This is a genomic window from Marinagarivorans cellulosilyticus (assembly GCF_021655555.1).
In the GTDB taxonomy this organism is placed as follows: domain Bacteria; phylum Pseudomonadota; class Gammaproteobacteria; order Pseudomonadales; family Cellvibrionaceae; genus Marinagarivorans; species Marinagarivorans cellulosilyticus.
The window spans coordinates 3722859-3747152 of record NZ_AP023086.1 but is presented as its reverse complement, the minus strand read 5'-3'; the positions used below and the strand labels follow the sequence as shown (position 1 = coordinate 3747152).

General features: G+C 46.9%; 25 protein-coding genes. 14 read left to right on the top strand and 11 right to left on the bottom strand.

Translation table 11 applies throughout. From position 1 onward, the window contains the following. Positions 1-3 precede the first annotated feature (3 nt). Positions 4-3114: an efflux RND transporter permease subunit gene (locus MARGE09_RS15080; protein ID WP_236983216.1), complete on the top strand. Its 3111-nt coding sequence runs from the start codon at positions 4-6 to the stop codon at positions 3112-3114. Between the two features lie 65 nt (positions 3115-3179). Continuing rightward, the gene (locus MARGE09_RS15075; RefSeq protein WP_236983214.1) at positions 3180-3524 is read left to right on the top strand and encodes a hypothetical protein; all 345 of its coding nucleotides are present in this window, start codon (positions 3180-3182) and stop codon (positions 3522-3524) included. Between the two features lie 444 nt (positions 3525-3968). Here MARGE09_RS15075 and MARGE09_RS15070 read toward each other — a convergent pair whose 3' ends face one another. Together MARGE09_RS15070 and MARGE09_RS15065 are read right to left on the bottom strand one after the other, a co-directional pair. Next, a complete protein-coding gene (locus tag MARGE09_RS15070; protein ID WP_236987384.1) occupies positions 3969-5372 on the bottom strand; it encodes a heavy metal sensor histidine kinase in 1404 nt (467 codons plus the stop codon). Beyond that, complete coding sequence (locus MARGE09_RS15065) at positions 5365-6051, bottom strand: heavy metal response regulator transcription factor (RefSeq protein ID WP_236983212.1); 687 nt, start codon at positions 6049-6051, stop codon at positions 5365-5367. Before MARGE09_RS15065 ends, MARGE09_RS15070 begins: the two co-directional genes overlap by 8 nt. Before the next feature lie 149 nt (positions 6052-6200). Between MARGE09_RS15065 and MARGE09_RS15060 the strand changes: the two genes are divergently transcribed. From MARGE09_RS15060 to MARGE09_RS15005, 12 genes are all read left to right on the top strand, one after another. Beyond that, positions 6201-7997, top strand: coding sequence for a copper resistance system multicopper oxidase (locus MARGE09_RS15060; protein WP_015486861.1), 1797 nt, complete (start codon positions 6201-6203; stop codon positions 7995-7997). Beyond that, positions 7994-8974 (top strand): copper resistance protein B, encoded by a 981-nt coding sequence (locus MARGE09_RS15055; RefSeq protein WP_255711652.1) that lies wholly within the window; start codon positions 7994-7996, stop codon positions 8972-8974. Before MARGE09_RS15060 ends, MARGE09_RS15055 begins: the two co-directional genes overlap by 4 nt. Positions 8975-9017: 43 nt before the next feature. Next, a complete protein-coding gene (locus MARGE09_RS15050) occupies positions 9018-9344 on the top strand; it encodes a hypothetical protein (RefSeq protein WP_236983211.1) in 327 nt (108 codons plus the stop codon). 84 nt (positions 9345-9428) lie between these two features. Further along, on the top strand, positions 9429-9977 hold the full coding sequence (locus tag MARGE09_RS15045; protein WP_236983210.1) for a c-type cytochrome: 549 nt from the start codon (positions 9429-9431) through the stop codon (positions 9975-9977). Positions 9978-10071: 94 nt separating this feature from the next. Then, positions 10072-10440: a hypothetical protein gene (locus MARGE09_RS15040; RefSeq protein WP_236983209.1), complete on the top strand. Its 369-nt coding sequence runs from the start codon at positions 10072-10074 to the stop codon at positions 10438-10440. Positions 10441-10913: 473 nt separating this feature from the next. Continuing rightward, entirely contained in the window at positions 10914-11324 is a 411-nt protein-coding gene (locus tag MARGE09_RS15035) for a hypothetical protein (RefSeq protein ID WP_236983208.1), read from the top strand. A gap of 190 nt (positions 11325-11514) precedes the next feature. Then, positions 11515-12636: a porin gene (locus tag MARGE09_RS15030; protein ID WP_236983202.1), complete on the top strand. Its 1122-nt coding sequence runs from the start codon at positions 11515-11517 to the stop codon at positions 12634-12636. Positions 12637-12647: 11 nt separating this feature from the next. Then, positions 12648-13199, top strand: a complete 552-nt coding sequence (locus MARGE09_RS15025) for a c-type cytochrome (RefSeq protein ID WP_075186834.1) — start codon at positions 12648-12650, stop codon at positions 13197-13199. A 38-nt stretch (positions 13200-13237) separates the two neighbouring features. Next, a complete protein-coding gene (locus tag MARGE09_RS15020) occupies positions 13238-13591 on the top strand; it encodes a hypothetical protein (protein ID WP_075186835.1) in 354 nt (117 codons plus the stop codon). A gap of 106 nt (positions 13592-13697) precedes the next feature. Then, positions 13698-14126, top strand: coding sequence for a MerR family transcriptional regulator (locus MARGE09_RS15015; protein ID WP_236983194.1), 429 nt, complete (start codon positions 13698-13700; stop codon positions 14124-14126). Then, positions 14123-16444, top strand: a complete 2322-nt coding sequence (locus tag MARGE09_RS15010; RefSeq protein ID WP_476703458.1) for a heavy metal translocating P-type ATPase — start codon at positions 14123-14125, stop codon at positions 16442-16444. Before MARGE09_RS15015 ends, MARGE09_RS15010 begins: the two co-directional genes overlap by 4 nt. Before the next feature lie 27 nt (positions 16445-16471). Next, complete coding sequence (locus MARGE09_RS15005; RefSeq protein WP_236983192.1) at positions 16472-16825, top strand: cupredoxin domain-containing protein; 354 nt, start codon at positions 16472-16474, stop codon at positions 16823-16825. A gap of 62 nt (positions 16826-16887) precedes the next feature. Here MARGE09_RS15005 and MARGE09_RS21640 read toward each other — a convergent pair whose 3' ends face one another. The 9 genes from MARGE09_RS21640 to MARGE09_RS14965 form a co-directional block, all read right to left on the bottom strand. Next, positions 16888-17103, bottom strand: a complete 216-nt coding sequence (locus MARGE09_RS21640; protein ID WP_275068724.1) for a GDCCVxC domain-containing (seleno)protein — start codon at positions 17101-17103, stop codon at positions 16888-16890. Further along, positions 17096-17386, bottom strand: coding sequence for a mercury resistance system periplasmic binding protein MerP (merP, locus tag MARGE09_RS15000; protein WP_236983190.1), 291 nt, complete (start codon positions 17384-17386; stop codon positions 17096-17098). The genes MARGE09_RS21640 and merP overlap by 8 nt, the downstream gene beginning before the upstream one ends. Positions 17387-17398: 12 nt before the next feature. Continuing rightward, on the bottom strand, positions 17399-17758 hold the full coding sequence (locus MARGE09_RS14995) for a mercuric transporter MerT family protein (protein WP_236983188.1): 360 nt from the start codon (positions 17756-17758) through the stop codon (positions 17399-17401). A 65-nt stretch (positions 17759-17823) separates the two neighbouring features. After that, complete coding sequence (gene merR, locus MARGE09_RS14990) at positions 17824-18216, bottom strand: Hg(II)-responsive transcriptional regulator (protein ID WP_236983187.1); 393 nt, start codon at positions 18214-18216, stop codon at positions 17824-17826. Positions 18217-18219: 3 nt separating this feature from the next. Further along, positions 18220-19110, bottom strand: a complete 891-nt coding sequence (locus MARGE09_RS14985; protein ID WP_236983186.1) for a cation diffusion facilitator family transporter — start codon at positions 19108-19110, stop codon at positions 18220-18222. A 10-nt stretch (positions 19111-19120) separates the two neighbouring features. Further along, positions 19121-19723, bottom strand: coding sequence for a methyltransferase family protein (locus tag MARGE09_RS14980; protein WP_236983185.1), 603 nt, complete (start codon positions 19721-19723; stop codon positions 19121-19123). 37 nt (positions 19724-19760) lie between these two features. Beyond that, positions 19761-22877, bottom strand: coding sequence for an efflux RND transporter permease subunit (locus MARGE09_RS14975; protein WP_236983184.1), 3117 nt, complete (start codon positions 22875-22877; stop codon positions 19761-19763). 10 nt (positions 22878-22887) lie between these two features. Further along, positions 22888-23976, bottom strand: coding sequence for an efflux RND transporter periplasmic adaptor subunit (locus tag MARGE09_RS14970; protein WP_236983183.1), 1089 nt, complete (start codon positions 23974-23976; stop codon positions 22888-22890). After that, on the bottom strand, positions 23976-24254 hold the full coding sequence (locus tag MARGE09_RS14965) for a hypothetical protein (protein ID WP_236983182.1): 279 nt from the start codon (positions 24252-24254) through the stop codon (positions 23976-23978). Before MARGE09_RS14965 ends, MARGE09_RS14970 begins: the two co-directional genes overlap by 1 nt. Positions 24255-24294 lie beyond the last annotated feature (40 nt).

Genomic DNA, 24294 nt, shown 5'->3' with positions numbered 1-24294 from the left:
AGCATGATTGAATCCATTATTCGTTGGTCCGTTGGCAATCGTTTTTTTGTCTTACTGGCGACCGCCATACTCGTTGGGGTCGGGTTATTTTCTTTAAAGCGTACGCCTGTGGATGCGATTCCCGACCTTAGTGACGTACAGGTCATTATCAAAACGTCTTATCCTGGGCAGGCGCCTCAGGTGGTTGAAGATCAGGTGACTTACCCGCTCACGACGGCCATGTTGTCGGTACCTGGCGCCGTGACGGTACGAGGTTACTCTTTTTTTGGCGATTCATATGTTTACATCATTTTTGATGAGCAAACGGATCTTTACTGGGCGAGAAGCCGCGTCTTGGAATATCTGAGTCAGGTAGCGCCCTCGTTACCCCCAGCGGCGAAACCTCAACTAGGCCCTGATGCCACTGGTGTGGGCTGGGTCTATATCTACTCACTTATTGATCGAACGGGAAAACACGACCTGAGCCAGCTGCGAAGTTTGCAGGATTGGTTTTTAAAATACGAACTTCAGACGGTGCCGGGTGTTTCAGAAGTCGCGGCCGTTGGAGGTATGGTCAAGCAATACCAGGTGACAGTAAACCCAGAGAAATTACGGGCTTTTGGTATTCCCTTGTCTCATATTCAGATGGCGATTAAACGGGCAAACCAAGAGGTCGGTGCATCGGTCGTTGAAATGGCTGAAGCCGAGTACATGGTGCGTGCCTCGGGCTACTTACAGAGTGAAGAGGATTTGGCCAACATTCCGTTGGGTGTCAATGAAAATGGCACTCCATTACTTTTGAAGGACGTTGCGGATATCGGTCTCGGACCGCAAATGCGCAGAGGAATTGCCGAACTCAATGGCGAGGGTGAAACAGTAGGTGGTGTTGTGGTCATGCGTTTTGGTGAAAACGCCCAGACCACCATCGATGGTGTCAAAGCTAAGCTCGAGCAATTGAAACAAGGCTTGCCTGAAGGCGTAGAGGTTGTCACGGTGTACGATCGCTCCGGTTTGATTGAGCGTGCGGTTGAAAACCTATGGCATAAGCTTCTTGAAGAGTTTGTTGTTGTCGCGCTCGTATGTATGGCCTTCCTTTTTCATATTCGCTCATCCCTGGTGGCAATATTCAGTTTGCCGGTGGGTATTTTGACGGCGTTTATCATCATGCACGCTCAAGGCATTAACGCCAATATCATGTCGCTCGGAGGGATCGCGATTGCCATTGGCGCGATGATCGATGGTGCTATCGTCATGATTGAAAATATGCACAAACATATGGAAAAAACACCACTGACAAACGAAAACCGCTGGCAAATTGTGTCTGAATCCGCGTCAGAAGTCGGTCCCGCTTTATTTTTTAGTTTGCTCATTATTACGGTGAGTTTTGTCCCAGTGTTTACGCTTGAGGCGCAAGAAGGTCGGATGTTTAGTCCGCTGGCATTTACCAAGACTTATGCCATGGCGGCGTCGGCTGCACTCGCAATCACTTTGGTCCCTGTTCTCATGGGCTACTTTATTCGGGGCCGAGTATTGCCCGAACATAAGAACCCGATCAATCGTTTTCTTACGGCCGTCTATATACCAGTACTGAAAAAGGTCCTCACTTTTCCGAAAATGACGCTGGTTATCGCTGTATTGCTCCTTTCTACAGTGATGTGGCCGCTCGGAAAGATCGGCAGTGAATTTATCCCGCCATTGGATGAGGGGGATTTGATGTACATGCCCACCACTTACCCCGGTATTTCAATTGGTAAAGCCCGAGAGCTGTTGCAGCAAACCGACAAATTAATCGCGAGCGTGCCGGAAGTTAAAACAGTATTTGGGAAAATAGGGCGAGCAGATTCCGCTACTGATCCCGCTCCACTGACGATGATTGAAACGTTCATACAACTAAAGCCACAAAGTGAATGGCGCGACGGGGTCACTACCGAATCGTTGAAAAAGGAACTTGATGCTCTAGTAAAACTACCCGGTGTTACAAACGCTTGGGTAATGCCCATTAAAACCCGCATTGACATGCTGGCAACCGGTATTAAAACCCCCGTGGGAATAAAAATCGCCGGTCCGAATTTATCGGTTATCCAAGATATCGGCAAGCAGTTAGAGGTGATACTCAAAGATGTAGAAGGCACAGCGTCGGTCTACTCTGAGCGTGTTGCTGGCGGACGATATCTTAATGTGGATATTGATCGCGCTAAAGCGGCTCGTTATGGATTGAATATCGCTGATGTGCAGGAAGTTATTGCATCCGCTATTGGTGGTATGAACGTTACCCAAACGGTAGAAGGGCTTGAACGCTATCCAGTCAATATACGATACCCCCAGTCCTATCGGGATTCTCCACAGCAACTTGCTTTGCTTCCTATTGTCACCGCCAGAGGTGAGAGGATTGCCTTGGGTGATGTTGCTGATGTCAACATTGCCGACGGACCTCCAGGAATTAAAAGTGAAAACGCCCGGATCAATGGGTGGACGTTCGTTGATATTGATGGCATCGATGTCGGCACCTACGTCGTAAATGCTCAAAAAATCGTAGCAGAACAACTTGATTTGCCCGCGGGGTATTCAGTGGGTTGGTCGGGTCAATTTGAATATATGGAAAGAGCCAAAGAAAAATTAAATTACGTTATTCCTTTGACGTTGGCCATTATTGCCATTTTGCTGTTTATAAACTTCCGAAGTTTTATTGAGGTCGCAATTTTAATGGGCACCCTACCCTTTGCATTGATTGGCAGTATTTGGCTCATGTACTGGGAAAACTTCAACTTTTCCATTGCGGTAGGGGTTGGTTTTATTGCACTAGCAGGCGTAGCCGTGGAAATAAGTGTAATCATGTTGGTGTACCTCAATCAAGCATGGCATCGTGCTAAAGAACAGTCAGATAGAGAGACTTTGTCCTTGGATGAGCTGCGTCAGGCTGTTACCGATGGAGCAGGACTTCGTGTTCGACCGGTAATGATGACTGCAGCGGCTGTGATTGTAGGCTTGCTCCCAATTTTATATGGGAGCGGCACAGGTTCAGAAGTAATGAGCCGTATTGCAGCACCGATGGTCGGCGGTATGGTGAGCGCTGTATTTTTAACACTACTAGTTTTGCCCGCAGTTTATTTTATGTGGAAAAAACGTGTCTCGTAGCAACCAAGCTAGGTGCATTTAACTATGCACCTAGCTAGTTTTTAACAAAAAAAGGAAATGAATAAATGAAAAATAAAATGTTACTTTCAAGTGTGGTTTTAGTCGTTATTATTGCATTGGGCGCATGTAGCTCGCAGACCTATCATAAAGCCCTAATGAAAGGTCAGATTGTGGATGTTGAAGATGGGAAAATAACGATGTGTATCGGCAGTCGAGAAGGCGCGAGTGAGGGGGATGTGTTTCGTGTTGTGCGATCAACGTTTAGAAAAGATGTGGTCGAAGACGGAGAGTCGGATTACGAGCTAGTCGAAGTCGGGACCGTAAAAATATTAACTATAGTAAATGAACATTACGCTACAGCAAAAGTGCTGGATGGGGATGTGAAAATATACGATATCGCAGAAAAATAAGTAGTTTGTGGCTGCACTTAACTTTGTGACTTCGGGGTTAAGTGTCGTTCTGTCTTGGTTTTCGGGTAAGAATCGTAATTGTTGCAGGCATGCTATATGAACCGCATGTTCGTGCGAGAAAACTTTGAGCAATCACCATTGAAAAGTACATTAATAGTGCATTGAAGGCCGTGGGCAAACTGTGACCATAAGCTATATGAATATACATGCCTATGCCTCCGGCGGAGGGGTAAGCAGACGATATCTTAATGTAGGAATAGGCGCCTGCGGCCAGAAAGGCCAATGGAAAAAGTGGGCCGGTCATCTCGGCGATCTGACCGGTAAGCGCTAAAATACCCGCGCCGATCATTGACGTATTGCAGTGCCCCATAAAGACAAACTATCCGATTTATAATGACTTGATCGTTCAGTTTCTTGAGACATATTTTGTCCTTTTGATTTATTTTAGTGAGAAAGGCCATCGACGGGAAGATGTATGGTAAATGTCGTGGAATGGCTATTGGATTGTGCGTGAATTACACCCTTGTGAGCTTCAACGATGGTTCTAACAATGGCGAGTCCTAACCCTGTACCGTCACCGTGTCGTTGTCGAGAAGGGTCGACACGATAAAATCGATCAAAAATACACTCCAAATGTTCCGTTAAAATCGTACTGCCTTCATTCGTGACCGAAATGCTCACCATATCGTTGTCAGTATCAACGAGAGTTACGTGAATAGTTTTTCCTGCTGGCGTATGCCGAATGGCGTTCGATAGTAAGTTGGTCAATGCTCGTCGTAATAATTCTCGGTCACCCGATATGTTGGAGGCGTCGCCAGAGATCGCCAAGGTGATGTGAGTATCTTCTGCGAGCGCTTCGAAAAAATCGAAAAGCGACTGAACTTCTTGTTGGAGATTGATTGGCCCGAAGGTTGGGGTAATTAGTCCGTTTTCACTTTTGGCAAGCCACAGCATATCGCTCACCATTTTGCTCAGTCGCTCCATGTCTTCGAGGTTAGAATACAGTAGTTCTTGGTAGTCTTCAGCTCTTCTTTCTTTACTTAACCCCACTTGCGTTTGTGTCACAATATTGGTCAGCGGTGTCCTTAATTCATGGGCGATATCAGCAGAGAAGTAGGATAGTCGAATAAACCCCTCTTCAATACGCGTTAACATATGGTTAAACGATTGAACTAGCGGTTTCAACTCTACAGGGACTGAGTGCATATCGAGCCGAGAATCTAATTTATCGGTCTGGATAAAATCCACTTGATCACTTAGTCCTCGTAGAGGCTTCAGCCCTTGATGAACGCCCAGCCAAGCCGCGAATAAAGTAAGAATACCGGCGCCAAATAGAATCAACGCGACACTTTGCGTAAATTTTTTGAGAAAGCCTTGGTGAAAATCTCGATCGATAGCACTGGTAATACGATATTGGTTTTTGTCGATGGTTATCAGAGTCACGATGCCTCGATACCCTCTATCCTTATTTCTCCATGTTTGCATGGTGCTTGCCGTAATATTTTTTACCACAGGAAAGTCCGTGGTCGGCGGACGAAAATCTATGTCTGATGAACTGTAATGCACGACGCCATTACGTTCGACTTGATAATAAACGCCATGATGTCCGGATATCGCTTGAGAGAGTGCTTCTTGATTCTTGAGTGTGTCAGTGGGCGATTGGTGAAGTGCTTTTTTAATCGAGTTAACCATCACATTAATTTCGCCCGCATCTTGTTCGATGAAATGATGCTCTATGGAAGAAAGTAATAATTGGCTGATCACTGCTAGGCTTACACCAAATGCGGTAGCAACAAAAAACAGCACGCGCAGCGTCAGAGAGAGCGGTCGTCGTGAACGGCTAGTCATCATTGTGTTCCAAGTCTAGGGTGTAGCCCATTCCTCTTATGGTATGGATAAGCTTAACGTCAAAACCTTCGTCCACTTTCTTGCGTAAGCGGCGAATGGCGACATCAATCACGTTCGTGTCACTATCAAAGTTCATGTCCCACACTTGGGAGGCGATGAGTGAGCGCGTGAGTACCTCACCTTGTCGGCGAACCAATAATTCCAGCAAGCAAAACTCTTTGTGACTTAAGTTAACTTTCTTTCCTTGTCGTGTAACGCGTCGTCGAGGAATATCCAGTATTAAATCGCCAATTTGAAGCTGATCCACTATTGCAGGAGCTTGACCTCGACGCAGCAGTGTACGAACTCTCGCCAAAACTTCTACAAAGGCAAAGGGTTTAACCAAATAGTCATCTGCGCCAAGCTCTAATCCTTTAACTCGGTCGTCGACATTGTCTCGGGCTGACAGAAAAAGCACGGGTGTCTTTTGCCCCGATTCGCGTATTGACTGAAGAATTCGCCAACCATCCACGTCCGGAAGCATGACATCAAGAATCAAAAGGTCGAATTCTTCAGTCATAGCCAAATGATGTCCATCGAGTCCAGTCCTCGCAAGCGACACGAGGAACCCAGCTTCACTCAATCCTTGTTTCAGGTAATCGCCAGTCTTTTGTTCATCTTCTACTATTAAAAGTCGCATGCCGCTCCTCAATATCCCAAGCATATAGTATGTCAAATCTAACCAACAACAAGGTGACGGCAAGATTACAGAATTGTCATCTTTGGGTCATGTGTGTGAAAGCCTTGAAGCAGTATGGTGTATAGCATTGTTTAGTTCGAGAGTGATGTATGAGTGATTCCGATATGACTGACCTTATGTTGCCACGTCGGCGCTTTGTTAAGGGACTAGCGCTTGGCGGCGTCCTGGCGGCAATGCCAAGTGTTTTGCAGGCTGGGGAGTTGTCGCCCCACACTCGCTCAGGTTCTGCACCTGTATTACAAGGTTCCGAGATAGATTTAGTGGTTGGGCAGTCGCCGGTGAATTTCACGGGTGTGACTCGTCTAGCCACTACAATTAATGGGTCAATTCCTGCGCCAACGATCCGTCTGCGTGAAGGGGATGACGTCACGATTCGCGTAACAAACCGACTATCAGTGCCTACATCGATTCACTGGCATGGGATTATTCTTCCGTTTCAGATGGATGGCGTTCCGGGCATCAGTTTTAGAGGTATTGCGCCGGGTGAAACGTTTGTCTATCGGTTCACGCTCCAGCAAAGTGGTACATATTGGTATCACTCTCATAGTGGGTTCCAGGAGATGACAGGGATGTATGGTGCCCTGATTATTGAGCCCCGTGAAAAAGAAGTCATTCAATCAGACCAGGATTATGTGGTGCAGCTATCCGACTGGACTGATGAGGACCCGATGCGGGTCTTCAGTAAATTGAAAATCCAGGGTGACGTTTATAATTTCAACCAGCCAACGGTTATAGATTTTCTACGTGACGCTTCAAATGGCGGGATAAAAGACGCCATGCAAAAGCGACGGATGTGGAATCAAATGCGTATGAATCCTACGGATTTGGCCGACCTATCCGCATCAACACTGACGTATCTGATGAATGGCACCACACCTGCCGGAAATTGGACCGGTCTTTTCAAGAAGGGCGAGCGAATTCGGCTGCGGTTTATTAACGCCGCGAGCAACAGCTTTTACGATGTTCGTATTCCAGGGTTGGCAATGACGGTTGTGCAAGCAGATGGGCAAAATGTCGAACCAGTCAGCGTTGACGAATTTCGTTTTGGTCCCGGTGAAACTTATGATGTTTTGGTGGAGCCTAAAGACGATGCGTATACGGTTTTTGCACAGAGCATGGATAGAACAGGGTATGCGCGTGGAACATTAGCGACCGAGCGAGGCCTTAGCGCAGAAATTCCAGACCTCGACCCCGTTGAGTGGCTTGAGATGAAGGATATGATGGGTTCGATGTCTCACGGTGATGACGGCGCTGCGATGGATCACGCGGCGATGGGTCATTCCATGCCGGGTATGAATCACGGTGGCATGGCGATGGACCACAGCGTTCATTCCACACATCAAAACCCTTTAGCAATGCCCTCACAAACCGTGCGTCATGCCAGCACGGAATTTGGTCCTTCTGTCGATATGCGTGTGGATATGCCTCGCACCAGCCTCGACGATCCGGGCGTTGGTTTACGTAATAATGGTCGGCGAGTGCTGACGCTATCCGACCTGAGATCGCGCGATGGCATTCTTGATAGTGGCATACCCGAGCGTGAAATCGAACTGCATCTCACCGGTAATATGGAGCGCTATAGCTGGTCCTTTGACGGCTTAGAGTTCGGCAAAAGCACGCCGGTGCATCTGAAGCACCGTCAACGCGTGCGCGTCATTTTGCAAAACGACACCATGATGACCCACCCAATGCATTTGCACGGAATGTGGAGTGATCTGGAAAACGATAAAGGTGAGCCGCTGGTTCGCAGACACACGATTCCTGTTCAGCCAGCTCAGAGGATAAGCTTCGTAACGACACCGCACGATCTCGGGCGTTGGGCATGGCACTGTCACCTACTTTTTCATATGGATGCAGGCATGTTCCGCGAAGTGGTGGTGTCATGAGTACCATGAAAATTAAAGTAATCATTAAAACGTCTTTTCTCGTGGGAGCTTTATCGTTATTAAGTCCGCTGCTTCTCGCTCAAGAACATTCGGGCCATGATGCAATGAATCAGGAAAAAGAGGACGAAGAAGAAATGGACCACAGTAAAATGGGCCATGAAAGTGAACCTGCGGCTGAAGAAACGACGGAGGCACCCAAGCAGCATTCGAGTGGTGCTACCGGAACAATGGCTAGCGAAATGAATATGGAGCGTAATGTTTCCAATACCCGTGATCCTCACGCGCATTCTGGAGGATACACACTCACCGAGGGGCCGTATGCGCTGAAGGGACCACGACAATTAAAACTCGCTGATGAACATGTATTCAAATCGCTTCTCGCCAATCGATTTGAATACGACAGTGAAGCAAGTCTTTATGATGTGCAAGCTTGGGTCGGCACAACTTACGATCGATTGGTTGTTAAGGCGGAGGGTGATATTGACAGGGGTACACTAAAAGAAAGTCAAACAGATATTCTTTGGAGTCATGCAACATCCACTTTTTGGGATACCCAAATAGGCGTTCGAGTTGACAGTGCTGAAGAGGGCGAGTCCAGACAATGGCTGGCCGTCGGAGTACAAGGTTTAGCGCCTTATTGGTTTGAGTTGGATGTGGTGGGCTACGTTGATGTTGATGGTAGAACCGCGCTCGCTGTAGAGGCCGAATACGAGTTGATGCTTACACAGCGACTGATACTTCAGCCTCGCGCTGAAATAACCGGCTACGGTAAAGACGATGAATTCAACGGTGTTGGGCAAGGCCTTTCTTCATCAGCATTCGGTGTACGGTTGCGTTATGAATTTTCTCGACAGTTTGCACCGTATGTCGGCGTTGAACGAACAAAAATGTTTGGCAATACAGCCGACTTTGTACGCTCTGCTGGTGAGGCAAGCTCTGAAACACGTTATATCGCGGGCTTGCGTTTTTGGCTTTAGTTGTAAAAAAGTAAGCAATATTTTTAATTAGAGGATTTAAAAAATGAAAAAGAACATCGTCACATTATGTCTAATATTTTCAAGTACGTTGTACACAGTGTCCACGTTAGCGCACGATCCGAAAGAGCATATGGAACAAGCTGCAAAGCTAGATTGTGCACCAATGGAAAAAATGGACCACAGTAAAATGGATATGAATGATCCTGTTATGCTAGCGATGATGAAAAAGTGTATGGGTAAGATGAAACATGACCAATCGAACAGTACAAAGGGTGCTGGCGAAGCCAACGAAAACCATGTTCATGATCATCAAGAAGATTTATCTAATAAAAGTGATGAATCGTCATCCCATGAGAATGGCACCCACTGACCTGTTTGAATAATTTTTTAGGCCGTTTATATTTTTCGGATAATTAGATCGCATGGCTGTTTATTTGTATAAAAAGAGATATCTATGAAAATCATTAAATACACTGCAATATTTTTCTTTGCTGTTTTTATTGGCGGTGTTGTATTTATATATTCGGGAATATATCCGATGGGGGCAGACGTTCCACATAATAAATTAACCTATTGGTTGCTGGAGACATTGCGAGAGCAGTCGATTAGTCGAGCGGCGAAAGATATTGTCCCTCCAAGCAATTTGAGTGATCCCGATCGCTTGCTGGCCGGCGGAGCAGATTACAACGACATGTGCGCTAGCTGTCACTTGAAGCCCGGAAAAGTTCAATCTGATTTCAGTATGGGGTTGTATCCAAAACCGCCGAACCTAAGCAATAAAAATGACGAGCATGGTCACTCGCATGAACTAAGTGAAGCGGAAACAGCATCGCGTCAATTTTGGATAATCAAACATGGTATTAAGGCATCGGGAATGCCTGCTTGGGGACCAGGCCATGACGATGAGCGCATTTGGTCAATGGTGGCATTTCTTCAGCGCTTACCTGATCTAAGTGCAGAGCAATACCAAATAATTACCGCACGAGAACAAAGTGAAAAGTGATGGGCATCATTAAAGATGACTCCATCTCCTGATATTAGCTATCCGCTTAGTTGCTGGTTTGGGTAGCCATTTTTTAAGAACAATGAGCATTATCATGAAAGAGAGATTGAAATTAATACCAATAGCCCTATTTTTAATAGTTTCTTCTGGGGCAGCTTATGCACACAATGGCGAAGATCCGAATCGTGAATTAAGGAAGAGTACGGAACACCTAAATGCATATCAATCAGATTTTGACCCTGGGGATGGTTCTAGGGAGATGAAAAATAATTTGGAGGATCAGCTAAATTCAATTCGATCGAGATTGCTCTTGTTGCGAAACGAGCTTGCGTCGGACTCTTCCATGCGCCGGTGCATAAATAAAGATTCGGAGATAGATTATTTTAAGGAGCTGGATCGTACATTAAAATCAAGCGATCGTTTTCTTAAGCAAGTAAACAAACTATTGGATAGCGTAAAATAGCGTGACGGTGCAATGTCGCGATAACATTATTAATCAATTGAGAATACGATGAAAAAATATATTTTATTGGGGCTTATGATTTTAGGGATTGTTGGTACATTGAGCGCTTGTGGAACTACAGGTTATACGCCAAGAGATAGTGGCGGCCATAGTGGTCACTCGCACTGATATTTACACTGGGGAAAATGTCGTTGTTTTCCTATACGGGGAACTATTCGCGAATAGAGTAATACATCTTCGATGTTCATTCGCTTAGATTTATTGGTGTGCCGAAAAGGTTTGAGATATTTTGTGGGTTCCGTTTCTACAGAGATGAATGGCGATTGATTTTAAAACACATGCTTGAGTTGGTTTTATGCAAGGCTAAAAATAACTCCTAGGTCTAATCTGATTGACTTAAGCCAATATAATGAAAGCTCAAAATTGAGATAATACCGTTTACAATAGCGAAAGCTAATATTCTTGGTGAGACTATGACAAGCAAGCGATTTAAAGCGATAGTGTTAGTCTGGGTGCTGCTCAGCCAGCCCCTACTATCGCTTGCGTTTGCTTGTTCACCTGCAAACGATTCGCATGATCATAGTTCTCATGATCATGCTTCCATTGAAAACAACCTAGGCCAAATGGTGCAAGAAAAGCATCATAGCATTGACACTCACGAAACGTCAGCGCATGACCATCACGCTGCTACAAAAGTGATGTCCACGCATGACTGCAGCCCCTGTTTAAATGGAGATATGAGCCATTGTCAGTGCCATGCCGTAACCCACATGGGGCTCGGGGTAATGCTTAAAAGCTTTTCTGTCTTTGAACCTACAGCTCATTACACTTATGTATTGGCTGCACACGATCAGTCTCTTATTCGTCCTCCCATTTTTGCCTAACCTAGGGCAAATCCGTCTGTCGTTTCCAAAAATGTTATCTGGAAAATAAAACCTCTTCCCGTGCATGTGTTTACCGCGGCATGTGAAGCTGACGCGACAACATTTTTACCCTCCCTCTTTATACCAATATTATTTTTTCATTTTTTTGTGCATGTGCAATATTGCGCCGGCATGTAAGGGGAGATATTCAATGCCTGTTAAATATTTGGCGGCGATAACCGTCGCTGCGTCTTCGTTATCAGCTGCAAATGCCAGTGAAATTGATAGCGCGCGATTCGTACTTAGCGGTTACGGTGAAGTGAAATACGAAACCAGCGAGCTTCAGGACAGTAGTGCTTATAGCGCACGTTTCGTGCCGATATTTTTATTTAGTCTAAGTGACAAAATTCATGTCGAAGCTGAAACGGAGATCAGTCTAAATGCAGAAGGCGAAACCGAAGTTGAACTGGAATACGCCGATTTGCATTATTTTCTTACTGATACCACCACGCTCACAGCCGGTAAGTTTTTGGTTCCTTTTGGTCAATTCGGGCCAAACATTCACCCAAGCTGGATCAATCGTTCGCCGTGGACCCCTGGTATTTATGGATCGCACGGCAGCAACCAGGCAATGGAGGCATTGTTACCGATATTGAGTGATGTTGGCGTCGCTGTTCAGCAAACCATTGTTTTGGGTGGCCATCAAAAGATATTTATCGATCTCTACAGTACCAATGGTCCTGGAGTGGAGGCCGACGATCATGCCGAAGAGCCGGTTGAGGATGAGCATCAAGAGGAAGAGAGTGATCACGCTGAGCTGCCTGAACTTGCCTTTGAGGCCACCAGTGGTGACAACAATAAAGACAAGGCATTTGGTGGTCGCGTCGCTTACGCCATGCTGCCGGGCCTCGAACTCGGCGCATCTTACTATAGCGCTAGCTACGACGAAGAGGAGTCATTGGACTTTCGTGCCCAGGGTATCGATATCAATCTGATTGGCTCACATTACCTGCTGCGCGGAGAGTACATCGAAACGCAAACGGATGGGCGCGAGGAAGAAGAAGGCGAGAGTGAAATTCATACCTTCAAACGCGATGGCTGGTATCTGCAGAGCACTTTTCAAACGGGAAAACTTTGGCCATCGCTTTCGGGTACGGAGTTGGTACTCGAGTACGCCGAAACCAATAAGCTGGCAAAAGCCAGTCGTTGGATGGTCGGAGTGAATTACTGGTTGGATGCCCGCTCGGTGATCAAAGTTGCCTATGACGATACCGATCTCGAAGAGGGAGAAGACGATCAACGTTTTGCCATTCAATTGAGCTATGGCTTCTAGGAGAGACCACTATGAAACAACTTATAAATCGCACTCCTTTATCACCAGCTTCCTGGTCGATCCTGTTTTTATTGATGTTTAGCGCATCTTGGGTAAGCGCTGAACCCTCACCGATCAACGGCGCGGAAGTGTTCAACAACAATTGTGCCCGATGCCATAACGCACGTTCACTTGATGAATTTTCATTGCAAGAGTGGGCCGTCATTATGCCGCACATGCGTGAAAAAGCGCACTTAACTGGCAAAGAAACCGATGCCGTGATGGCGTTCATTACTCTCGTGAAAAAGGGTGAGACCAAAAGCGCTAGCGCTAAAGAGGGAGCCCACGTTTTAAATGGTGAAGCACTGTTCAACAAATACAGTTGCCAGGGTTGCCACAGTGTTAACGGGAAAGGTGGGACAGTGGGGCCTGCTTTGGACACGACAATAGCGGATAAAGGAAAAACGTTTTTTCTTCAGAAATTAAAAAACCCTCAATTTAATAATCCGGCCTCGCCGATGCCAAAAATGCCGTTATCGGATGAAGAGATTGAAGCCTTGGCTGATTATCTATCAACATTTTAATTCACTTAATTAACGAAAAAAATACAGGAATAAGCATCATGAAAAAACACATTAACCATTTCGCCATTCTGTCATTGACCACGTTGGCTGTAGGGTACGCTTCGCTGGCGTTTGCTGAAGACAAAGCAACGCATAAGCACCATAAAGCCACCATGCCAGAAGCGACGCACCAGCAATACATGGAAAAACAGAAAAACGAAGCAGCACCGAGTGATAGCGACAAGCAAACGGTCAGCAAACACTCCATGCGCAATGGTGTTCAGATGCAAGGGAAAACCCATCGTGAACACGCTAACCGTGAAAAACAAGAGGACCTTGTCGATGCAAGCAAAGAAAAAAAGAGCCATAAACACCACAAAATGACTATGGAGGGTGAAAAGCATAATCAATAAGGCTTGACCTGTGTGTTGGACACAGGTTTATCGTGAGTGGTAACGATTAGACCTAGGTTTAACACCTGGGTCTAAGCTGAAATATTTGGATTAAACAGGTGACGTCATGCGAGTCAAAGATTTAGCCAAGATGCTTAAAGTCAGCGCTGAAACGGTGCGGTTCTATACCCGGAAGGGCTATTTGTCGCCGACCAAGAGCCCTGCGAACGGCTACAAAGAGTACAGCCCTAAAGATCAGGCTCGTATGCGTTTTATTTTGAGCGCGAGGGCACTCGGTTTTACGGTCAATGACATCGGCGAAATATTGGCGGTGGCGGATAAACAAAACGCGCCTTGCCCAGTAGTGAGAATGCTGATTGAGCAACGCCTGATGGAAACCGAAGCGCAATTTAAAGCCACCGAAGAACTCCGTAATCGTATGCGCACCGCTGTGCGCGAGTGGAGTGGTTTGCCGGATGAAGAACCCACCGGACATATGATTTGCCATTTGATTGAAAACTTTACCAAAAAACACCACAGGAGGCGAACGCAATGAGTGAATCCACTGTTACTGACAGCCATTGTCATTCCGAACACCCAGAAAAACCAAGCGTGGCACAACCAGTGAGCTGCGTTGTTACAGAGCTCATTATCGACGGTGCGGGATGTGCTAGTTGTGTCGGCAAAATCGAAGGTGCGCTCAAAGCGGTATCCGGGGTGCAGCATGCTGAGATGAACTTTGCGCAACGTACCGTCAGTGTTTCTGGTACAGCACCCAGTGACGTATTGGTCCAGGCAATAGAGCGTGCAGGGTACAACGCCAAAGTCAGCTCTGCTGAGACAGATACCGATGAGTTGGACGAAAAAGAACAAGCCGATCTCGCATACTACAAAAAATTGATGCGAGAGACCTGGATTGCTTTGGCTCTGGGTGCGCCGTTGATGGCCTACGCTCTGATCACCGGAGAGATGAGTGTCAATACCACGACCGAACGTATTGTGTGGCTGATTATTGGTATTTTGACGCTAGGTGTCCTACTCGCCAGTGGGCGTCATTTCTTTGTGGGTGCCTGGAAATCATTTCTCAATCATTCCGCCAACATGGATACATTAATTGCGTTGGGGACTGGTACCGCTTGGCTGTATTCCATGGTGGTGGTGTTTTTTCCGGAAGCGGTGCCAGCGCAAGCCCGGCACGTCTATTTTGAAGCCACCGCCATCATTATCGGCTTGATAGATTTAGGCCTGGCACTGGAGATAAAAGCGAGAGGCCGTACCAGTGAAGCCATTAAGCGTTTGATCGGCTTGCAGGCGAAAACGGCGCGCGTCATTCGTGATGATAAAGAGATGGATTTGCCCATTGAGCACGTGCTGCTGGATGACCTAGTGCGCGTCCGCCCCGGCGAAAAAATCCCCGTCGACGGCGAGGTGGTCGAGGGACACACTGCCATTGATGAATCCATGCTGACGGGTGAGCCCATGCCCGTGGAAAAAGCTAAGGGTGATGAAGTGGTCGCCGGCACACTCAATAAAACCGGCAGTATTGTATTTCGAGCAACGCGGGTAGGAAAAGACACGGCGTTGGCTCAGATCATTAATATGGTGAAGCGCGCCCAAAATTCCAAGCCACCGATTGGCCGATTGGCCGATGTTATTTCAGCGTTTTTTGTGCCGGTCGTCATGATTACTGCTGTCATCAGTGCCTTAGCTTGGCTCAATTTTGGCCCAACGCCAGCCATCGCTTTTGCCATCGTGTCGGCAACCACGGTACTCATTATCGCTTGCCCTTGTGCTTTGGGATTAGCGACGCCCATGTCGGTGATGGTCGGTGTAGGTAAAGCGGCGGAGGCCGGAGTATTAATTCGTAATGGCGAAGCCTTGCAAACCGCTTCCAAAATTACCGCCATGATTCTCGATAAAACCGGCACGATTACCCTGGGCTCACCGAAGGTAACCGATGTTGTCGTCGTGAGTGGGCGAACGGAGCTCGAAGTGCTGCAATTAGCCGCCAGTGTTGAAGCGGGTTCGGAACACCCATTAGCGCTGGCCATTATGGAAACCGCACAAGAAAAAGCGATTGAGTTAAGTAAGGCGTCGTCCTTTAACGCGATTACCGCAAGAGGTGTCGAGGCTGAAGTCGACGGCCGTCGCGTGTTATTTGGTAATGAAAAGCTTATGCATGAACGGGACGTCACCTTGAATGTGGCGGGAGACGATTTTGTTCAAAAGGCACAGTCGTTGGCGGCTGACGCGAAAACGCCCATGTACTTCGCAATTGATGGCAAGTTGGCCGGCATTATCGCGGTCGCCGATCCCATTAAAGAAGACTCCATCTCGGCAATTCAGCGACTGCAGAAAAACGGTATTCGCGTCATCATGCTCACGGGGGATAACCGCGATACCGCCAAAGCTGTAGCGAAAAAGGTGGGCATATCAGAGTTTGTGGCCGAAGTGTTGCCGGAGGATAAAGCCAAGAAAGTACAAGAGCTTCAAATGGCCGGGGAAGTCGTGGGCATGACGGGGGACGGTATCAATGATGCCCCAGCGTTGGCCTTAGCCAATGTGGGATTTGCCATCGGCACTGGCACTGACGTCGCCATTGAAAGTGCCGATATCACGCTGATGCGGGGTTCACTTCATGGGCTGGCGGATGCCATTGCTGTGAGTAAAGCCACCCTGAGAAATATCAAGCAAAACTTGTTCGGCGCCTTTGTCTATAACGTCGCCGGTGTGCCGGTAGCGGCCGGTATTCTCTATCCCGTGCTTGGCATTCTGATGAACCCGGTTATTGCGGGGGCGGCCATGGCGTTCTCGTCACTCACGGTCGTGAGCAACGCCAATCGATTGCGTTTATTTAAAGCCCAAGAACACTAATACACAGCAACACTGAGGAGCGTTCAGATGTTAATAATCAATATAGCCGGCGTGATTTTAATTGCGCTTATTATTTGGTGGTTTTGGTTGTACAAACCCCAAGCCGAGCAGATGGGTGATGATGACTTGGTGGTCGTTGTCGAAAACGGCGTGTATAAACCGTCCCATATTTTGATGGATAGTAACGATACTCATGACATAACGTTTTTACGCAAAGATGCATCACCTTGTGCGGAAACGCTCATGATCCCTCAGCTGGAAATCAGCGAAACCTTGCCACTCAACAAGCCAACAAAAATCCATATCCCGCCATTAGGTGCAGGTGAATACGCCTTTCATTGCCAAATGCAAATGTACAAAGGGACGATCAGCATTAAATAAAGTGGAAGCTGAACTTGAATCAAGAGGTTTGATAATCATACTTCTGATGGATACTCGATCTGTTAGTTACAGCATGACTTATTTGATTGAATCGGCGGACATTGAACCGTTCCATAAGAGCAGTACACGCAGCAGTCTCCTGGCTTGGGGCTTAACACCGCGTGGCACGACTCACACTCATAAAACCACTGGCAAGCATCCGTTGGCATCGTTTCCACTTTCTTAAAGCCGCATTCTGGACACGTGATTTCTGAGTCAGTCACAAGTGGCTTAGTCATTAGACGCTTCCGACTTTAGGGTAGATGGAAAGCCCGCATTGGTGGTTACTGAGATTAAGTCATCAATAGAGGTGACCGTGTTTTCGAACTTCACTGTCGCAAGCTTGGTTTTGTAGGTGACCTCAACAAAATGTACACCTTCAACTTTTTCCAAAGCTTTTTTTATTGTGATCGGGCATACCGCGCAATTCATGGAGGGAAGGCTCAGCTCAACTAGCTGTTCTTCTGCAAATGCGCCGCTGATCGAAAATACGCTTAATAAAAAGACGGTCAACTTTTTCATGTGGGTACCTTTTTATACAAATAGTGGAATCCAGTATGGGCTTGCCACAAAACCAATAGCAGCAATTAGTGATACGACAAATAGGATCTTGCGATTTCTCTGTGTTTCAGGAATCGCGCATGCTTCCCCTGGTTTACAATCACCGCTCCCTGTTGAGCCTGGTTTGAATAATTGCCAGCCTGCCCAGCCAAATAACACAATGACGGTGGCGACAAATAGGGGGCGGTAGGGCTCTAGGCTAGCCAGGTTGGCGATCCAAGCGCCACTCACACCCACCGACAATAATATCAGTGGTCCAGCACAGCAAAGGCTAGCGCCGATAGCGGCGCCAAGACCCGCCAATATTGACCAAAGTGATTTGTTTTTGAGCACCGCTTGCCCCTATTCAGGTTGAATTACCTTAAGTGTATGCTCCGTACATAGGTACGGAGTCAAGGCTATAGCGGGGGTTGTAATGAATCGATGATGGGGCAATGGCTTTTGTCGTCATTCTCATGACATTGAGAGAGTAGTGCTTCAAGTGCATTTTCTAAGCGTCGTAAATCGAGTATTTTGGACTGCACTTTTTCAAGCTTTTTGTTTGCAAGTGTTTGGACCTCGCTGCACGGCGAGTCTTCCAAGCTAAGCAAGTGCACGATTTCATCAAGGGTAAATCCTAGTTCCTGTGCACGCTTAATAAAATGGATTCGATTGACCGTCTCATTCGGGTAGTGGCGGTACCCGGTTGTTGGCTTTAGTGGTTGTTGGATTAAGCCTTTGCGTTCATAAAAACGAATGGTCTCAATATTAATACCCAGCTCTTTAGCAAGGCGGCTGATTGTTCTGGTCATAATTTATTGGTCTCTGCAGGGTTCATTGGGGAACTCCAGCTCGATGGTTGTGTGCTCTAACCCAAATCCCGATAGGCGGTCAGCAATCTCGGTTTTTAATTGGAGTTGACGGGTTGGTTCGATTAGCTTACTCAATTCTAAATGCGCGGTCATGACATGGTGTTCCCCGTCAAGCGACCAAAAATGTAGATGGTGAATCTCTTTGACTTCCGCAAAACTCAGTAGTGATTCACGAATAGTATTGGCCGTATCATCATTTGGCGTCGCCTGAAGAAACAGTTTAGTTGTGGCCCATAAATTACGAAGAACGTTGATTAATATAAAAATCGTAAAAGCAATGGAAAGAATAGGATCGAGTATGGGCCACTCGATAAACATCAAAATGACTGAGACTACCAGTACGGCTACCCAGCCTAGAACATCTTCCAGTAAGTGCCAATTCAGCATCTGCTCATTAAGTGACTTACCTTTGGAGAGTTTAAACGCTGCATAGCCATTGACGGTAACCCCTAGGACGGCCAAGCCGAACATACCTTCGATAACCGGCATTTCGGGGTTAAGGAGTTTGGGAATTGCTTCAGATAAAACCCAAATTGAACCGATAATTAATACGATTCCATTAATGAGTGCGCCCAATAAGGAAAATCTTCGATAACCGTAGCTAAACCTTGAGGTGGACTCTCTTTCGCTCAGGTTACCCAGTATCCAAGCGAGACCAATCGATAAGCTATCCCCTAGGTCATGAACCGCATCAGCCATGATTGCGGTGCTGTTGGTCAGCCATCCCCCAATAAATTCGATGATCGTAAAGCTGACATTCAGGAAAAATGCCCAGGCTATTCTGGATGTACTTTCATTGTGTTGTTCGTAGTTGTGGTACGCATGATTGTGCATGGTATTTCACCTATAGCCAGCGACGAACATGTTGGCAATACTCACTATATGAATCCCCGTGTTGCTTTGTTAAATACTCTTCTTCCATGGCGACTTGTATTTGAATTAACGCGATATCAAGGGCAAGTATTGTTAGCGTAATTGGATTGGGGAGTAACAGAAAAAAACCGAAAGAAATGAAAATCACCCCGACAAAAATAGGGTTTCGTGAATATTTAAATAAACCTTTTTGGACAAACGCTGTCTTTGCGTCATGATCAATTCCGATTCTCCATGACGCGCCCATTTGAGATTGTGCCGCCAGTACCCAAACTAGCGAAACAACCATTATTCCCATTCCCATCCACTGAATAGCGGCATGGTTCATCAGGTCAATCGGCCCGATAGATTGATATAGGTTTGGCAGAAAGCTATAGAGAATAAAAACCAGAATGGAAACAAGAGGTAGAAATTTAAAGTACCACCCCGTAATCGATTCGGCTCCTGCCTTTTGATTAAGTTTAAAGGCGTTAACGCCCGTTCTTTTTGCAACAATAAAATTTCTGAATACAACGGCGAACCCAAAGAAGCAAATAAAGTAAATGCCCAAAAAAACGATAATGGTATTTTGCATAAGTTTGGCCCCTCACACAGAAGGGGCTCCTCCATTGTTATTGATTCACTTTTTCGTTTTTATGCAGCCAGTGATACAACACTGGTAAAACGAGTAGCGTTAACAGTGTTGATGAGATAATGCCGCCGATCACCACAGTGGCAAGGGGTCGCTGAACTTCCGCGCCGGTACCCGTATTAAGTGCCATCGGCACAAAACCCAGACTCGCAACCAACGCAGTCATCAGGACGGGCCGCAAACGAATCATTGCGCCTTCGGTAACGGCCAAAATTAAGTCGCCTTTTTCATGCCAGAGGTCGCGAACAAAGGCGAGCATAACTAAGCCATTAAGTACGGCGACGCCCGAGAGCGCAATAAAGCCAATACCCGCCGAGATGGACAAAGGCATATCTCGAAGATATAGCGACAAGACGCCCCCGGTTAACGCTAGCGGCACGCCACTAAAAATAATCAAGGCATCTTTAAGTGAGGCGAAGGCCATAACGAGAATACCGAGTATCACCAAGAGAGTAATAGGTACTACGATAGACAAACGTTGACTTGCAGACTCCAGTTGTTCAAAGGTGCCGCCATAATCTAACCAATATCCCGGTGGGATATCCGCTTGTTCACGGATGCTGGCTTGCACTTCTTTCACGAAACTGCCCAGGTCGCGACCGCGGACGTTAGCAGTGACCACAACTCGGCGCTTACCGTTCTCGCGACTTATTTGCGCGGGCGCAGGTGAAATATCCAAGGTTGCGACTTCTTCGAGTGGTACGTAATCTCCATTGGGGAGTGGTACCGGTAGAAATTTTAAACGGTCGATATCGCGACGCGTTGTTTCCGGTAAGCGAACCACCAATTCAAAACGTCGATCACCCTCGTAGATAATGCCGGCGGATTCGCCACCGATGGCGGCAGACACCCAATCCTGAAGTTCGGCAACATTTAATCCGTATCGGCCCAAGGCAGTGCGATTCGGTATCACGGAAAGCGTAGGTAACCCAGTTACTTGCTCAACCCGAGCATCGGCCGCGCCTTCAATTGCGTTAACGATGCCTAGGATATCGTTGGCCGTTATGACGAGTTGGTCCAAGTCGTCGCCAAACACCTTGATGCCCAGATCCGCACGCACACCCGAAATCAGCTCGTTAAAGCGCATTTGAATCGGCTGGGTAAACTCATAGTTATTTCCCGGTAGCTTCTCCACAGAACGCTCTATTTCCTCAACGAGTTCGGTTTTCGTTTTGGCGGGATTTGGCCATTCACTTCGTGGCTTCAATGTCACAAAATTATCGGCAACGTTCGGTGGCATTGGGTCAGTAGCTACCTCGGCAGTACCGATACGTGCAAATACCTTATCCACTTCAGGAAAGGATTTGATTCTCTGTTCGAGGATTTCCTGCATTTCTACGGCTTGTTCGAGACCGGTACCTGGAATACGCATGGCATGCAGTGCGATGTCCCCCTCGTTTAATTGAGGGATAAATTCTGAGCCTAAAGTGGAAGCTAACCATAAACAAAACACAACGAGTACTGAGGCAAAGCTCACCACTGCCCAGCGAAATTTCAAAGCGAGGTTAAGCAAGGGTTTGTAGACAGATTTTGCTTTGCTGATAACGATGCTTTCTTTTTCACTGATTTTGCCATTCATAAATACCGCAACAGCAGCAGGCACCACCGTTAACGACAGCACCATGGCAGACAATAAGGCCATCACCACAGTTGCAGCCATAGGGTGGAACATCTTTCCTTCAACGCCGGTTAGGCTGAATATCGGGATGTAAACGATGGTAATAATGGCCACGCCAAACAGACTTGGGCGAATCACCTCGGATGTGGCCTCGAATACTGTGTTTAGACGTTCGCGTAAATCTTGCAGTCTGCCATTCGCATGCTGAGCTTCGGCCAAACGGCGAACACAGTTTTCAACAATGATCACCGCACCATCAACAATCAATCCGAAATCGAGGGCTCCCAAACTCATAAGATTGGCCGACACGCCGGTTTTCACCATGCCAGTGATGGTCATCAACATGGCTAACGGAATTACCGCTGCAGTAATTAATGCAGCCCGCATATTCCCTAGCAAGAGAAACAGCACCACGACGACTAGAAGCGCGCCTTCCATCAGGTTTTTGGATACGGTGGCAATGGCCTTATCAACCAGCGCGGTGCGATCGTAAACGGCTTCCGCCACCACACCTTTCGGTAACGAAGCTTGTATAGCATCGAGTTTAGTTGCCACATCCTGAGCAACCGTACGGGAGTTAGCACCGATGAGCATCATGGCAGTACCTAACACGGTTTCCACACCATCGCGTGTTGCGGCACCAGTGCGCAGCTCTTTACCAATTCCGATCTCAGCGATATCCTTGATTTTAATCGGCACGCTGTCATGTTCAGTAATGATGACATTGCCGATGTCCTCGCTTGTTGCAAGCTGGCCAGGAGAGCGCACTAAAAGTTGCTGGCCATTGCGTTCGATATAGCCTGCACCGCGATTGTCATTGTTAGCTTGTAAAGCTTGCACGACTTCTTCAACGCTGACTTTATAGAGCAGCAATTTAGCGGGATCAGGCATTACGTGGTATTGCTTGTTGTAGCCACCAATACTGTTAACTTCAATGACGCCTTTCACCTGTGCAAGCTGAGGTTTGATAATCCAGTCCTGAATTTCTCGCAATGCGGTTGCGGTGTAGGGTTCACCATTGGCCATCCGGGCATCAGATTTGGCTTGCACGGTGTACATAAATATCTCACCCAGGCCGGTGGAGATCGGTCCCATTTCCGGTTCGAGCCCAGGCGGTAAGACACTTTTGATCGCACCCAGTCGAGCGTTAATCAGGTTGCGGGCAAAATAGATATCAGTGCCTTCTTCAAACACGACCGTAACTTGTGACAAACCATAACGTGACAATGATCGCGTGTAGGAAAGATTGGGTAAGCCGGCCAGCGCAGTCTCCACCGGATAGGTAATGCGTTGTTCCGATTCCAATGGTGAGTAACCCGGAGCTGCGGTATTAATTTGTACCTGAACATTGGTGATATCGGGTACTGCATCAATAGGAAGTTTTTGATAGCTCCATACGCCGACACCGACAATGAGTAAAATAGAACATAAAAACAGTAGGCGCCGCTCAATAGCTAAGCGCAATGTAGATTCAATCATGGTGCGCCCCTTAGTGTTCGTGTTCAGCTTCGGATTTTTCGATATCGGCTTTAATTAAATAGCTGTTTTGACTGACGTACTCAGCGCTACTCTCAAGGCCATCGATGACTTCATAAAAGTGATCGTCTCCACGACCTAGAACAAGGGGTGTAAAGGTGTATTCGTTGCCATGTTTAACAAATACGCCTTGGCGTCCGCCTAGGTTTTGGACGGCATCTTTCGCAACGGCAAGGGATACGGAAAAGCGACCAATCTCTAATTGGGCTTCCACCATCAAGCCTGGAGATAAGGCGTGCTTGCTATTGTCCAGCTTGACCCGCGCCAATTGATAAGGGGAGTCCATCGACGGCACTACATGTTTTACCCTAGACTCAACGCGTCCGTTGGTTGTCAAAACATGCACGGACTGACCTTCTGCGACCGAGGATTGTTGCGCAGGATAAACGCGCAGCTCTGCCCAAACAGTGTCAAAGTTGGCGATAGAAAATAGAATTTGATCCTGAGTCACTTCACCGCTGTTGGCGTGTCGTTGAACAACACGGCCAGAAATCGGTGAGCGTATTTTGTATACCTTGAGGCTTTCATTGGATTCAATTTCTGCCAACACATCACCGGTTTTTACTGTATCACCAATGGTGACTTGAACAGACTTAACCAGGCCTTCAAAACGTGCGCGTACATGACTCAGTTGTTCTGGCCCCGAGACCAAGTTACCGTAAATAGTGATGGTTTGGTGGAGTTCTTGTGAGCCGGCGCTTGCGGTAACGATGCCCACTTGTTGCGCCATGTCGCTATCGATGCGGCTGCTATTTTCATCGCCGTGTCCGTGCTCATCTTCTCCGTCATTCCCGTGACCATGTTCATCATGATCATGATCGTCTTCATCGTGATCAACATGATCTTCATGCTTATCATGGTCACCGTCTTCATGGTGTGGTTCATGTTGTTCATTGGCTTCATGTTCATGGTCGTGGTCACCCTCCGACCAGGCGTTTAATGACAGTGCATTTAGCAGAAATACAAAAGCAATCAGCACGCCTGAAAAAGGTGTTTTGCTTTTAGGTTTTAAATAAGAAAATAAAGTAGTTAAGTCCTTCATTATTTATTCTCCTTTGTTTTTTTATTCGCATGGTCATCGGCGTGATCGTGGTGGTCATGATCTTCATCGTGATCATCTTTGGTGGGACTCTTTTTGTGATCGACGTGGTTCTTATGTTCCTCGTGGTCGCCTTCAGCGTGGTGTTTTTTATGGTTTCCAATTTTTTCATGTTGATGGTCGTGATTGTGTTCTTCGGCTGCGTGAACATACGTACTTAAAACAAAGCTGCTTAAAACAAAGGTTAGTGTCGTGAGTGCTGTGATAATTAATTTTTTCATGATCATAAATTCCTAAGGCCTGATACTGATCAAACCTGAA